Source organism: Streptomyces sp. NPDC005566, from assembly GCF_040605575.1.
Lineage (GTDB): Bacteria > Actinomycetota > Actinomycetes > Streptomycetales > Streptomycetaceae > Streptomyces.
Genome location: NZ_JBEXDB010000003.1, coordinates 1 through 13,690, shown reverse-complemented (window position 1 = coordinate 13,690; position 13,690 = coordinate 1). Strand labels below are relative to the sequence as shown.

Genomic DNA, 13,690 nt, shown 5'->3' with positions numbered 1-13,690 from the left:
TCTCCGTGGCAGAACCAGTGGTGCGCATCCCGGATGCGAAGGTCGCCCTGTCGACGGCTTCGGTCTATCCGGAGTCGACGGCGACGGCCTTCGAGATCGCTGCGCGCCTGGGCTACGACGGTGTCGAGGTCATGGTCTGGACCGACCCGGTCAGCCAGGACATCGAGGCGCTGAGACGGCTGTCGGACTACCACCAGGTCCCGATCCTCGCCGTGCACGCGCCCTGTCTGCTGATCACGCAGCGGGTCTGGTCCACCGACCCGTGGGTCAAGCTTCAGCGGGCCAGAGCGGCGGCGGAGAAGCTCGGGGCGTCGACGGTGGTGGTCCACCCGCCGTTCCGTTGGCAGCGCAACTACGCACGCGACTTCGTCAGCGGAATCTGGCGCATGGCGGACGAGACAGATGTGCGGTTCGCGGTGGAGAACATGTACCCGTGGCGCTACCGGGACCGCGAGATGCTCGCGTACGCCCCCGACTGGGACGTCACCCAGGACGACTACCGGCACTTCACCGTGGACCTCTCGCACACGGCGACCGCACGGACCGACAGCCTGGCGATGGTGGACCGGATGGGCGACCGCCTCGCCCACGTCCACCTCGCCGACGGCAAGGGCTCCAACAAGGACGAGCACCTGGTGCCCGGCCGGGGCGACCAGCCCTGCGCGGAACTGCTGGAGCGCCTCGCCCGTACCGCTTTCGATGGCCACGTCGTCATCGAGGTCAACACGCGCCGCGCCATGTCAGCGGCCGAACGCGAGGCCGACCTCGCGGAGGCGCTCGCCTTCACCCGGCTTCACCTGGCGTCCTCCGCGCAGGCACCCCGCTCATGACTCCGGGCACGGACGGCCCGGCTCCCCGCCGCCGGGGCCGCCCCTCCCGTACGGCGAAGACCGCCGGCCCCGACGCCAGGACGCGGATCCTCGAGGCGGCCCGTGCCGAATTCGCCGAGCGCGGCTACGACAAGACCTCGATGCGTGGCATCGCCAAGGCGGCGGGCGTCGACGCGGCCCTGGTGCACCACTACTTCGGTACGAAGGACGAGGTCTTCGCGGCGGCCATCGAGGTCTCCTTCGAGCCCGCGCTCGTCATCCCCGAGATCCTCGGCGGTCCCATGGACGGCGTCGGCGAGCGGCTGGCCAGGTACTTCATCGGGGTCTGGGAGAACCCGGTGTCCCGCGCGCCGATGCTGGCGATCCTGCGCTCCGCGCTCACGCACGAGGCGGCCGCGAAGGTCCTGCGCGGCTTCGTGCTGCGACGGCTGCTGGAGCGGATCGCGGGGGACCTGGACGTACCCGACCCGACCTTCCGCGCCGAACTGGCCGCCTCGCACATGATCGGGATCGCGATCCTGCGCTACGTGATCCAGGCGGAACCACTGGCGTCGGCGGACCCGGAGAAGATCATCGCCATGGTGGCTCCGACGCTCCAGCGCTACCTCTCGGGGCAGGACGTCCCGTAGGACCCATCGGGTGGCGTGACTGCCCGGACACTGGGCACCGCGTCCCGGAATCCGGACACGCTGTCCAGATCCTGGAGCGGGGCGTACGCTCGGAGACAGTCTTTATCTGTCGAAGGAGCGATCGGCGATGCCCCACCTGAGGTCCCGCACTGTCACCCACGGCCGCAACATGGCGGGCGCCCGCGCCCTTATGCGGGCGTCCGGCGTAGCCAGTGAGGACATCGGCAAGCCGATCATCGCGGTCGCCAACTCCTTCACCGAGTTCGTCCCCGGTCACACCCACCTCGCCCCCGTCGGCCGGATCGTCTCCGAGGCGATCAAGGCCGCGGGCGCGGTGCCCCGCGAGTTCAACACGATCGCGGTGGACGACGGCATCGCGATGGGGCACGGCGGCATGCTCTACAGCCTGCCCTCCCGCGACCTCATCGCGGACAGCGTCGAGTACATGGTCGAGGCCCACTGCGCCGACGCGCTGATCTGCATCTCCAACTGCGACAAGATCACCCCCGGCATGCTGATGGCGGCCCTCCGCCTCAACATCCCCACGATCTTCGTCTCCGGCGGCCCGATGGAGGCCGGCAAGGCCACCCTCGTCGACGGCACGGTCCGCAGCCTCGACCTGGTCGACGCGATCTCCGACGCGGTGAACGACAAGATCTCGGACGAGGACATCCTCCGCATCGAGGAGAACGCCTGTCCGACCTGTGGCAGCTGCTCCGGCATGTTCACCGCCAACTCGATGAACTGCCTCGCCGAAGCGATCGGCCTGGCCCTGCCCGGCAACGGCTCGGTCCTCGCCACGCACACCGCCCGCAAGGCGCTGTACGAGGACGCCGGCCGGACGATCGTCGAGATCACCAAGCGCCACTACGAGCAGGACGACGAGACGGTCCTCCCGCGGAACATCGCCTCGCGAGCGGCCTTCGAGAACGCCATGGCCCTGGACATCGCCATGGGCGGCTCCACCAACACGATCCTGCACCTGCTGGCCGCCGCCCAGGAGGCCGAGCTCGACTTCGGCCTCCCGGAGATGGACGCGATCTCGCGCCGCGTGCCCTGCCTCGCGAAGGTCGCGCCGAACGTCGCGCCCGGCGGCACGTACTACATGGAGGACATCCACCGGGCCGGCGGCATCCCCGCGATCCTCGGCGAGCTCTACCGCGGCGGCCTCCTCAACGAGGACGTCCACTCCGTCCACTCCGACTCCCTCGCGGACTGGCTGAAGTCCTGGGACGTGCGGGGCGGCTCCCCGTCCCCCGACGCGATCGAGCTGTGGCACGCGGCCCCCGGCTGCGTCCGCTCCGCGACCGCCTTCTCGCAGTCCGAGCGCTGGGACACCCTCGACCTCGACGCCGAGGGCGGCTGCATCCGCTCCATGGAGCACGCGTACTCGAAGGACGGCGGCCTCGCGGTCCTCAAGGGCAACCTCGCGGTCGACGGCTGTGTCGTCAAGACGGCCGGTGTGGACGAATCGATCTGGACCTTCGAAGGCCCGGCGGTGGTCTGCGAGTCCCAGGACGAGGCGGTGGACAAGATCCTCCGGAAGGAGATCACCCACGGCGACGTCGTCGTCATCCGCTACGAGGGCCCGCGCGGCGGCCCCGGCATGCAGGAGATGCTCTACCCGACGTCGTTCCTGAAGGGCCGCGGTCTCGGCAAGACCTGCGCGCTCGTCACCGACGGCCGCTTCTCCGGCGGTACGTCGGGCCTGTCCATCGGGCACGCCTCGCCGGAGGCGGCGTCCGGCGGCACGATCGCGCTCGTCGAGGACGGCGACCGGATCCGGATCGACATCCCGAACCGCTCGATCGAGCTCCTCGTCCCCGACACCGAGCTGGCCACCCGCCGAGCGGCCCTGAACGGCGCGTACGCGCCGAAGAACCGCGACCGCAAGGTCTCGGCGGCGCTGCGGGCCTACGCGGCCATGGCGACGAGCGCGGACCGCGGCGCCGTCCGCGACGTCTCCCGGCTCGGCTGACACAACCGCACGTCCGACCCCGCCCCCGGTATCACCAGTGGGCGGGGTCGTTCGCGTCCACGGCAAAAACGGAACCGTCCGGGGAGGTCCCGTACACGGCCGTGCCGAGGACCACCGGAGCGGGCAGCGACGAGGCGTGACTGAGCTTCCCCGCCCGCAGCCGCGGACGGGTCTGCCCGAGCAGCGTGCCGTGTTCCGCGTCGACGGCGAGCAGCCGCCCGTCGGCCGCGGAGAAGTACAGCCGGTCGCCCTCTCCGAGAACGGGCGAGGACGTGAGCCCGACAGCCGTCTCCAGGCGCCACCGTTCCGCTGTCCCGCTGCTCGGACGGATCCCGACGGCCAGCAGGGTGCCGCCGCGTTCCAGCAGGTACGCGGTGTCGCCTTCGAGCACGACCTCCGGTTCGTTCATCCGGAAGGGCAGCGTCGTCCGGGTGGCACTCCGCAGCACAGGGTCGTAGCGCACCAGCCCGGTGGTCTGGGCGTTCTCGTTCATGGACGTGAGGACGAGCACCCCGTCGGATGCCCCGGCCGGGGTGAGCGTCCCGTCCAGCCGGCGCTGCCAGGCGGTGCGCCCGGTCTGCGCCTCGACCGCAGTGACGAGTGTGGTGGTCCCGTGCGCCGAGTTCTCGAAGACGTACGCGAGTCCCGTCCCGCTCTCGTACAGCGCGTAGCCCGGCTGCCGGTGGCCGGGGACGGAGCGCTGCCAGAGGGACGCGCCGGTCGTGGCGTCGAGGCCCCGCGCGGTGCCGTCCCGCCCGACCATCAGCAGCGTGTCACCGGCAGGGAAGGGGACGTCGAGGTACGCGGAGAGGTCCGCGTCCCAGAGCGGTGTGCCCCGGCCGGGGTCATGGGCCCGGAGGGTTCCGCCCGGCACGGCGGTGTACGCAGGTCCGCCGGCCGCCGCTCCCAGTTCGGGGGCCTCCGGCGAGGCATCCCGGTGCGACCAGATCACCCGGCCGTCCGACGGGTCCAGCCGCGCCGTGCCGAAGCCCGCGGCCACGCAGTACAGCGCGGCGTCCGCACCCGTCCCGGACGGGGAACAGGACGGCGTCGAGCCCTCCGAGGACGGCAGCGGTGTCTGCCACGGTACGAAAGCCGCAGCGCTCTTCCTCTTCCCCTCGGCCCCGACCGTGTCCGGGCTCCCGCTGCTGTGCCACGCGCCGGCCGCCCACACGCAGCCGGCGACCAGGGCGAGCACCCCCGTGGTCACCGCGAGCCGCCGACCCGTCCGCCGCCCGCGCCTCGCCCCGGGAGGCGGCTCCGCGGCCCGTACGTGGGTCGCCGTCTCCTGTGCGGGCTCCCGCGCGCCGGACCCCGCCACGGACGAGACGGAGGACGGGCGCCGCTGGGCCGGAACGAACGCCGTGGCCTCGTACGACGGGGGATGCAGCGCCGCCATGATCTCGTCGGGGGTCGGACGCTCCGCGGGATCCTTCGCCAGGCACCGGCCGACCAGCGGAGCCAGATCGGCGGGCACCCCGGTCAGATCGGCCTCGTCGTGCACCACCTGGTAGGCCACGATGTACGGGCTGTCCGAGTCGAAGGGCCCACGGCCGGTCGCCGCGTGGACCAGCACCGCGCCCAGCGCGAACACATCCGCGGCGGGGCCGACCTCACGCGGCCGCTGGAACTGCTCGGGCGCCATGTACGGGGGCGAGCCGATCAGCTTTCCCGTCTCGGTGCGCAGATCACTGTCGTACGGCCGGGAGATCCCGAAGTCGATGACCTTGGGGCCGGAGTCGGGGAGCATCACGTTGCTCGGCTTGAGGTCGCGGTGGATGACACCGGCCCGATGGATGTCACGCAGTGCCTCGGCCAGCCCCGCCGTGAGCCTGCGCAGCGCGGCCGGGCTCATCGGTCCGTTCCGCTTCACCTGTGCGGAGAGCGTCGGGCCCGGTACGTAGAGCGTGGCCATCCAGGGCAGTTCGGCTGTCGGGTCGGCATCCACGACCGGCGCGGTGAACGCGCCGCTGACCCGGCGGGCCGCCGCGACCTCCTGCCGGAACCGTGCCCGGAACTCGGGGTCCGCCGCATGCTGGCGGTGCACCACCTTGACCGCGAGCTGCAGCCCGGAGGCGGAGCGAGCCAGGTGCACCACACCCATGCCGCCCGCACCGAGACATGCCTCGAGCCGGTACCGCCCGGCGTACTCAGGTTGTTCCGCTTCCGGATGCGATCCGGTACCTCGCAGCGGCGGCACCGCCCACCCCCGTGTGTTCGTCCGCAAGCGCGACGCACGGAGCCTAGTCGATAGTGCGTGCGAGTCGGGTGGGGCTTGTTAGCCTGCGCGTCGTACGCATCGGTTTTTCAACGGGGGAGGCCCTCATGGGCGTTGGAGAGAACACCGGCATCATCGACAGTGCGGCAGCGGACGACGAGGGGGTGACGACGCTCGCCGCGAGCGTCGTCAGATATCCCATCGCTCCCGGCTACCGCGTCAACGTCCGCAAGGGCCCCGGCACGCAGTACGGGATCGTCAGGACGCTGCCGTACGGAATGAGCGTCCCGGTCTACTGCCAGAAGCCGGGGGAGAGGGTCAGCGGCCCGTACGGCACGACGAACCTCTGGGACAACATCGCCAGCGGCGAGTTCGTGTCCGACGCGTACGTGCACACGGGCAGTGACGGCTACATCGCCCCGCGCTGCGACTGACACGCACGGCGCTCGCCCAGGGATAATCGATTCCGTGAGCGAGAACAGCGAAGCATCCGGCACGCCCTCAGGCAGCACGACGTCCGGCGGCAGCACGCCGGGGCCGCAGCCCGAGCCCCTTCGTTTCTTCGGTACGACCTGGGTCGACCACGACGGTGGCTACGGGCTGCGGCGGGCCGGGGCCGCCGTCGGCTCGCTCGCGGCAGCCGTCGCCTCGTGCTTCGTCCTCCGCTTCGCGTACCAGGGCCTGGAGATCGCCGAGGTCGGCAGCATCGTCGGCATGCTCGTGGTCCTGATGTTCGCGGTGTGCAGTGCCATCGCCTTCCGCAGGACGTGGGACGGCTTCAGCCGCCGTCCCGCCGACCCGTCCCGCGAGGACAGCCTGCGCGGCCTCAAGTCCATCGGCTTCATCGGCTCGCTCCTCGCGTACTTCTTCCGCTCGCTCCTGGAGGCGCCGGGCGAGAAGCTCCGGCGCACGGAGTACGAGACGGCGCTCGCCCAGTACGTGAAGCGCCGCTCGACCCGCACGGGAAACCCGGCGGCCCGCAGGAGCGCCAGGGGCAAGCGCACCGGGCGGAAGTAGCGCTTGCCGAAACCGCTCCCGCGTATGCCGGGGCCGAGGCACGATGAATCCATGTCCTCTGCCCGCGCCCTCTCGTTCGACCGGGCCGCAGCCCAGTACGCGGCGGCCCGCCCCGACTACCCGCCCGCCCTCTTCGACGCCGTCGAGGAACTGGCGGGCCGTCCCCTGCGGGGCGCCCGCACCGTCGACATCGGCGCCGGAACGGGTATCGCCACCCGGCTGCTCCACGCCCGGGGTGCCAGGGTCACGGCCGTGGAGCCGGGCCCCGGAATGGCGGCCGAACTGCACCGGACGCTGCCGTCCGTACCGGTCGTGCGGGGCGACGGCAACTGTCTGCCCCTGGCCACCGCGTCGGCCGACCTGATCACCTACGCACAGTCGTGGCACTGGACGGACCCGGAGCGCTCGATGCCCGAGGCGTTCCGCGTTCTGCGCCCCGGAGGCGCCCTGGCGCTGTGGTGGAACGTCTCCGACCACTCCGTCCCCTGGATCGCGGACCAGGACACCCGTCTGCGCCGCCACCTGGGCGCCGACGACAGTGCCCACGGCTCATCACCCGCGTCCCCGGTCCCCGGCAGCCGGTTCCGGGAGCTGCCCGGGCCGGCCGGCAGCAGCTTCGCGCAGCGCCTGCTCCCCTGGTCCCGGAAGGTGCCGGTCGAGACCCACCTCGCCAACCTCGCCAGCCATTCCGCGTTCCTCGTGCTCGGTAGGGCCGGCGAGGAGGCCACCCGCCGTTTCCTCGGCGCGGAGCGCGGCCACCTCGCAGCGCTCTTTCCGAACGGCACGGTAGAGGAGCACTACGTGGCCGACCTCATCGTGGCGATCCGCTGACCGCGCCGGTCTCCTGGTCCCGCCGTGCCTCGTGGGACTCGGCCCATCCCTCCAGAGCGGCCGCACACGCGTGGTCGGTGTGCCGGAGCCCGGCCAGATCCAGCTCCACCACCCGGTCGCGCGGCAGGGCATCCAGGGCGTCCAGCAGTTTCGGAAGGCGCAGGAACGTGGCATTGCCCGCCACCCGGACGCGCAGCACACCACCGACGCCCTCCTCCACCTCCACATGCACATGGCTGATGTCCCAGGCGGTCTTGGCGACGGCCAGCACCAGTCCGACCACGACCCCCTCGAACAGGCTCGTCGCCACGATGGTCCCGGCCGTCACTGCCAGCACCACCGCCTCACCGCGGTGCTCACGCCACAGCGGCACCAGTGTCCGTACGGGAATGAGCTTGTAGCCGGCGTGGACGAGCACGCCCGCCAGGGCCGCCACCGGAATAATCCCCAGCGCGATCGGCAGGGCCGCGGCGAAGAGCAGCAGCCATACGCCGTGCAGGATCCGGGACGCCTTCGTCCGCGCACCGGCCTGCACGTTGGCGACGCTGCGCACGATCACGGCGGTCATCGGCAGGGCGCCCAGCACCCCGCACACCGCGTTGCCCGCCCCCTGCGCGATCAGCTCCTTGTCGTAGTCCGTCCGCTTCCCGTTGTGCAGCCGGTCCACCGCCGCCGCGCTGAACAGTGACTCCGCCGAGGCGATCAGCGCGAAGGCGAGGACGGTGCCGAGGACCCCGGCTTCGAGGAGCCGCGCCCAGTCGGCGATGCCGGGCGGCTGTACGGCGTCGAGCAGGCCGTTCACCTCCAGTCGGCGCACCGGCAGACCGAACACCGCGGTCGCCCCGGCCGCGAGCCCCACCGCCACCAGCGGTGCGGGCACCACGCGCGCCGCACGCCGCCACTTCGGCCAGAGCGTCAGGACGACGACGGTCCCCACCCCCAACGCGACGGCCGGACCGGACACCCCCTTGCCGAGCAGAAGGCCGGGCAGCCCGGCGATCTTCTGCCCCATGGAGCCGGGAGCCGTCGCGTCGGCGAGCACGTACACCTGACCGGAGATCAGGACCAGCCCGATCCCGGCGAGCATCCCGTGCACCACGGCGACGGACACGGCACGGAACCACCGTCCGAGCCGCATGACGCCCAGAGCCACCTGCAGTGCGCCGGCGGTGAGGACCAGTACCCCGAGGGCGCCGATCCCGTAGAGCGCGACCGCCTCGTACACCAGCACGGTCAGCCCGGCCGCGGGACCGCTGACCTGCAGGCTGCTGCCAGGGAGCAGCCCCGCGACGATTCCTCCGACGATCCCGGTGATCAGTCCGAGCTCGGCCGGCACGCCCGAGGCGACGGCCACGCCCACGCACAGGGGCAGGGCAACGAGAAAGACGACGAGTGAAGCGGTGAAGTCGGCGCGAGAGACCGGGATGCCACGCAAAGAAGGTGCCTCCGTCGGTAGTGGGCGGTGAGAAGCATGGGTGCAGAACGGGGTGGAACGGGAGGGGACCACTCATTCCGATCACGCCCCGGGCCGACTGCGCCCCACGCCACGCCGATCCCTTGACGCGGGACCTCCGGCGGGACGAAAATTCATCACATGATGAATTCTCCGCACGGTGCGGGTGCCGGGCACGCGCCCACCGCCGCAGCTGCCGTCGAAGCCCGCGCCCTCACCGTCGAACGAGGCGACCGCACCGTCCTGCGCAGCCTCGACTTCGCCGTCGAACCCGGCAGGATCACCGGACTTCTCGGCCCCTCGGGCTGCGGGAAATCCACACTCATGCGCGCCGTCGTCGGCACCCAGGCCAAGGTCACCGGCACCCTCGACGTCCTCGGCCGACCCGCCGGGCACCCCGCACTGCGCCCCCGCATCGGCTACGTCACCCAGGCCCCGTCCGTCTACACCGACCTCACCGTCCGGCAGAACCTGGACTACTTCGCGGCCGTGCTCCAGCCGGGACGCAGCCACCGGAACGCCCGCGGGGAAGCCGTCACCCGCGCCATCCAGGACGTCGACCTCACCACCCACGCCGACGCCCTGGCCGGGAACCTCTCCGGTGGCCAGCTCAGCCGCGTCTCCCTCGCGGTCGCCCTGCTCGGCACCCCCGAACTCCTGGTCCTCGACGAACCGACCGTGGGTCTCGACCCCGTACTCCGCCGGGACCTCTGGAACCTCTTCCACACCCTCGCCGCCGACCGGGGCACCACGATCCTCGTCTCCTCGCACGTCATGGACGAGGCCGAGCGCTGCCACCGGCTGCTGCTCATGCGCGCGGGCGAGATCCTCGCCTCCGACACCCCGGAAAGCCTGCGCACCCGCACCGACTCCGCCACCGTCGAAGAGGCCTTCCTCCACCTCGTGGACGAAGCCGCCGATGCCACCCGCCAGGAGACGACCCGATGAGCACCACAGCCCCGGCGCCCACCCCGCAGCCGCTGAGCCCCGCCCGCACCCTGGCCACCGCCGCCCGCGTCCTGCGCCAGCTCCGGCACGACCCCCGCACCATCGCGCTGCTGCTGATCGTCCCGGTCCTGATGATCACGCTGCTGCGCTACGTCTTCGACGGCAGCCCGCAGACCTTCGACGCCATCGGCGCCTCGCTGCTCGGCATCTTCCCGCTCATCACCATGTTCCTGGTGACCTCGATCGCCACGCTGCGCGAACGCACATCGGGCACCCTCGAACGTCTCCTCGCCATGCCCCTGGGCAAAGGCGACCTGATCGCGGGCTACGCACTCGCCTTCGGCACGGTCGCCGTCGTCCAGTCCCTGCTGGCCACCGCACTCTCCGTGTGGGTGCTCGGCCTGGACGTCATCGGATCGCCCTGGCTGCTGCTCCTGGTCGCCCTGCTCGACGCGCTGCTCGGCACGGCGCTCGGCCTGTTCGTCTCGGCCTTCGCCGCCTCCGAGTTCCAGGCGGTCCAGTTCATGCCGGCCGTGATCTTCCCCCAGCTGCTCCTGTGCGGACTGTTCACCCCGCGCGACCAGATGCACCCCGTCCTGGAAGCCATCTCGAACGTCATGCCGATGTCGTACGCCGTCGACGGCATGAACGAGGTCCTCACCCACACCGACATCACCGCCGACTTCTTCCGCGACATCGTGATCGTCGCGGGCTGCGCCCTGCTCGTCCTCTGCCTGGGCGCGGCCACCCTCCGCCGCCGCACCACCTGAGCGCCCGGTGCGAGGATGGCGGCAACGACGAGAACCGCCACCCGGAGGGTGAAACCGCATGACCCAGACAGTCGCAGTCCTCGGTACAGGAAAGATCGGCGAGGCTCTGCTCAGCGGCATGATCCGGGCGGGCTGGCGCGCCGCCGATCTCCTGGTGACCACACGGCGCTCCGAGCGCGCCGAAGAGCTCCGCACCCGCTACGGCGTCGAGTCCGTCAGCAACGCCGAAGCGGCCAAGAGCGCGGACATCCTCATCCTCGCGGTCAAGCCGCAGGACATGGGCAAGCTCCTCGACGAACTCGCCCCGCACGTCACCGCCGACCGTCTCGTCATCACCGCCGCCGCCGGCATCCCGACCGCGTTCATCGAGGAGCGCCTCACCGAGGGCACCCCGGTCGTACGTGTCATGCCGAACACCCCCGTCGTCGTGGACGAGGGCATGTCCGTGATCTCCGCGGGCAGCCACGCCACCCCCGGACACCTCGCCCACGCCGAGGCGATCTTCGGCGGTGTCGGCAAGACCCTCCGCGTCCCGGAGTCCCAGCAGGACGCCGCCACCGCACTCTCCGGCTCCGGACCCGCGTACTTCTACTTCCTCGTCGAGGCCATGACCGACGCGGGCATCCTGCTCGGCCTGCCCCGCGCCCAGGCCCACGACCTGATCGTCCAGGCCGCCATCGGCGCCGCGATCATGCTCCGGGACAGCGGTGAGCACCCGGTCAAGCTCCGCGAGGCCGTCACCAGCCCGGCCGGCACCACCATCAGCGCCATCAGGGAACTGGAGAACCACGGCGTACGGGCCGCCCTCATCGCCGCACTCGAAGCAGCCCGCGACCGCAGCCGCGAGCTCGCCTCCGGCAACGGCTGACCTGACGAGCCCCTGCCCCACCCACCTCACCTACGTCACTCGCCTACTTCACCGCAGCAACCAGCTCCGCACTGCGCACCACGCTCGCGAACCCACCGCCGTGCAACGTCACGGCGGTGGCCCGCGCCAGGTCGTCCGCGCCCAGGGCCCATTCCCACGGCCCCACCGCGTCGAAGGTGTACGTCGCGTCGAAGGCGAAGAACACCTCGTACCCGAGATTGCCGCCCATGCGCGCTGTCGTCTCCGCGCACATATTGGTCTGGATCCCGGCCACCACAATCTGCCGCACCCCGGCTTCCCGCAGCCAGGCATCCAGATCGGGCGTCCCGTAGAAGGCTGAGTTCACCGATTTCGTCAGGAACAACTCCGCCCCGCTCCCCTTTCCGCGACGCTCCTCCACGTACTCCTTGAACGCGTTGCCCGGGCGGCCCACCCGCAGGGGCGAGCCCGGCTCGGTCGAGTCATGCCGCACGAACACGACGGGCCGGCCGCTCGCCTGCCAGACATCGATCAGCCCCGCGATGTTCCTGTCGGCATCCGGATTGTTCCGCGGTCCCCAGTACGCCTCCTCCTCGAACCCCTGCTGCACATCCACCACGACCAGCGCTGCGTTCCCTGCGATCTCCATGCCTCCACTGTCCGCCCACGGCCGGCCATCTCCCAGAGCAGGGAAAGTCATCGATCGATGCTTTACTGCCAAGATGACCGCGCCGCCGAACCGCCCCGTCCGCATCGCCCTGGTCTCGTTCCCGGGAGTCAGGGCGTTCGACGTCTCCGTCATCACCGAGGTCTGGGGCGTGGACCGCACCGACCGAGGTGTCCCCGCCTTCGACCTGCGCCGCACTGCCGCCGACCCGGCACCCATTCCGCTCCGCGGTGGTCTGTCCCTCACCCCTGACCGGACGCTGACCTGGCTGTCCCGCTGCGACCTGGTCGTGGTGCCCGGCCTCGACGACCACCTCACACCGGCCCCGCCCGCGGTGCTCGAAGCCCTGCGCGGTGTCCACGCGCGGGGCACGCCCATCGCCGCGCTCTGCGGCGGCGCCTTCACGCTCGCGCAGGCGGGGCTGCTCGACGGCCGCCAGGCCGTCACCCACTGGAACCTCACTGACCTCCTCCATGCCCATCACCCCCAGGTCACCGTGGTGCCGGACGCCCTCTTCCTCCGCGACGGAAACATCTGGACCTCGGCGGGCACGGCGGCCGGCATCGACCTCTGCCTCCATCTCGTCCGCATCACCCAGGGCGCCGAAGCGGCAGCCACGATCGCCCGTTCGATGGTCACGGCCCCGTTCCGGACCGGAACCCAGGCCCAGTTCATCGAGCACCCCACCCCGGAGTCCGACCGGGACGCCGACACGCTCGCCTCGGTCCGGGCCCACGCGCTGGCCCACCTGGCGGAACCGCACACCGTGGCCGGCCTCGCCGCCCGAGCCGGCATGTCCGCGCGCACCTTCGCCCGGCACTTCCAGGCAACCGCCGGGACCACCCCACTGCGCTGGCTGATCTCGCAACGCATCGCCGCAGCCCAGAAGCTCCTCGAACGCACGGACCTTCCCCTCCCGGAGGTGGCCCGCCGCACGGGGTTCGGCAGCGAGGTCACCATGCGCCAGCGCTTCGCGGCACACCTCTCCACCAGTCCGCGCGACTACCGGACAGCTTTCCGCGACGCGGGGGCCGGGCCGGAGGTTGACACCGTCCGTACGGATCCGTAGTGTGCTCCGAGTTGTCCGACGTGAGCGCCGACCCCGGTCGGTCCCCGGACAGCCATTCCGTAGTGAACACAAGAAACCGGCGACCTGTGTCGCACGTTTTCTGTGTGCACGTTCGGAATGAGGAATCCACGTTCGAAGGAACGATGCCCCGATTAGCGTCGGGGCCCCGGATTCCGCTAAAGTCTCACTCGTCGGAACGGCCCAACAGCCGGGAAGACAAGCCCCACTGACTGGGAATCAGGCCCGAAAGGATCTGATAGAGTCGGACTCGCCGGAAAGGGAAACGCGAAAGCGAAGAACTGGAAAGCGCAGTAACAATTCTCTTGCTTCGCAGGGGGCCCGCTTCGACCGGGAATCGGACACGAAAGAGTCTGATAGAGTCGGAAACGCAAGAACGAAGGGAAGCGCCCGGAGGGCCCCGGTGAAACGGGAC

Annotated in this window: 13 protein-coding genes; 10 read left to right on the top strand and 3 right to left on the bottom strand. The window is 71.0% G+C overall.

Features of this window, described 5'->3' with window-relative positions:
- The first annotated feature begins 5 nt into the window (after positions 1-5).
- From ABZS61_RS05375 to ilvD, 3 genes are all read left to right on the top strand, one after another.
- On the top strand, positions 6-830 hold the full coding sequence (locus ABZS61_RS05375) for a sugar phosphate isomerase/epimerase (RefSeq protein ID WP_356416485.1): 825 nt from the start codon (positions 6-8) through the stop codon (positions 828-830).
- On the top strand, positions 827-1,459 hold the full coding sequence (locus tag ABZS61_RS05370) for a TetR family transcriptional regulator (protein ID WP_356416482.1): 633 nt from the start codon (positions 827-829) through the stop codon (positions 1,457-1,459). Before ABZS61_RS05375 ends, ABZS61_RS05370 begins: the two co-directional genes overlap by 4 nt.
- A 127-nt stretch (positions 1,460-1,586) precedes the next feature.
- Complete coding sequence (gene ilvD, locus ABZS61_RS05365; RefSeq protein WP_356416479.1) at positions 1,587-3,437, top strand: dihydroxy-acid dehydratase; 1,851 nt, start codon at positions 1,587-1,589, stop codon at positions 3,435-3,437.
- A 31-nt stretch (positions 3,438-3,468) separates the two neighbouring features.
- Here ilvD and ABZS61_RS05360 read toward each other — a convergent pair whose 3' ends face one another.
- On the bottom strand, positions 3,469-5,637 hold the full coding sequence (locus ABZS61_RS05360) for a PQQ-binding-like beta-propeller repeat protein (RefSeq protein WP_356416476.1): 2,169 nt from the start codon (positions 5,635-5,637) through the stop codon (positions 3,469-3,471).
- A gap of 125 nt (positions 5,638-5,762) precedes the next feature.
- Here ABZS61_RS05360 and ABZS61_RS05355 point away from each other — a divergent pair, with 125 nt between their 5' ends.
- The 3 genes from ABZS61_RS05355 to ABZS61_RS05345 are packed head-to-tail and all read left to right on the top strand — an operon-like array spanning position 5,763 to position 7,503.
- On the top strand, positions 5,763-6,089 hold the full coding sequence (locus ABZS61_RS05355) for an SH3 domain-containing protein (RefSeq protein ID WP_356416474.1): 327 nt from the start codon (positions 5,763-5,765) through the stop codon (positions 6,087-6,089).
- 34 nt (positions 6,090-6,123) lie between these two features.
- Positions 6,124-6,672, top strand: a complete 549-nt coding sequence (locus ABZS61_RS05350) for a hypothetical protein (RefSeq protein ID WP_356416471.1) — start codon at positions 6,124-6,126, stop codon at positions 6,670-6,672.
- A 51-nt stretch (positions 6,673-6,723) separates the two neighbouring features.
- Positions 6,724-7,503, top strand: a complete 780-nt coding sequence (locus ABZS61_RS05345; protein ID WP_356416468.1) for a methyltransferase domain-containing protein — start codon at positions 6,724-6,726, stop codon at positions 7,501-7,503.
- On the opposite strand, the gene ABZS61_RS05340 is transcribed toward ABZS61_RS05345, so the two are convergent.
- Positions 7,484-8,938, bottom strand: a complete 1,455-nt coding sequence (locus ABZS61_RS05340; protein ID WP_356416465.1) for a SulP family inorganic anion transporter — start codon at positions 8,936-8,938, stop codon at positions 7,484-7,486. The genes ABZS61_RS05345 and ABZS61_RS05340 overlap by 20 nt on opposite strands.
- 159 nt (positions 8,939-9,097) lie before the next feature.
- Between ABZS61_RS05340 and ABZS61_RS05335 the strand changes: the two genes are divergently transcribed.
- Genes ABZS61_RS05335 through proC form a run of 3 tightly spaced genes read left to right on the top strand, consistent with a single transcriptional unit; the run spans position 9,098 to position 11,542 of the window.
- Positions 9,098-9,904, top strand: coding sequence for an ABC transporter ATP-binding protein (locus ABZS61_RS05335; RefSeq protein ID WP_356416462.1), 807 nt, complete (start codon positions 9,098-9,100; stop codon positions 9,902-9,904).
- Entirely contained in the window at positions 9,901-10,674 is a 774-nt protein-coding gene (locus ABZS61_RS05330; RefSeq protein ID WP_356416459.1) for an ABC transporter permease, read from the top strand. Before ABZS61_RS05335 ends, ABZS61_RS05330 begins: the two co-directional genes overlap by 4 nt.
- A gap of 58 nt (positions 10,675-10,732) precedes the next feature.
- Positions 10,733-11,542, top strand: coding sequence for a pyrroline-5-carboxylate reductase (gene proC, locus ABZS61_RS05325; RefSeq protein ID WP_356416456.1), 810 nt, complete (start codon positions 10,733-10,735; stop codon positions 11,540-11,542).
- Between the two features lie 43 nt (positions 11,543-11,585).
- Here the strand turns inward: proC and ABZS61_RS05320 are convergent, their stop codons facing one another.
- The gene (locus ABZS61_RS05320) at positions 11,586-12,170 is read right to left on the bottom strand and encodes a cysteine hydrolase family protein (RefSeq protein ID WP_356416453.1); all 585 of its coding nucleotides are present in this window, start codon (positions 12,168-12,170) and stop codon (positions 11,586-11,588) included.
- Between the two features lie 73 nt (positions 12,171-12,243).
- Here ABZS61_RS05320 and ABZS61_RS05315 point away from each other — a divergent pair, with 73 nt between their 5' ends.
- Positions 12,244-13,257, top strand: coding sequence for a helix-turn-helix domain-containing protein (locus ABZS61_RS05315; RefSeq protein ID WP_356416450.1), 1,014 nt, complete (start codon positions 12,244-12,246; stop codon positions 13,255-13,257).
- The last annotated feature ends 433 nt before the right edge of the window (positions 13,258-13,690 follow it).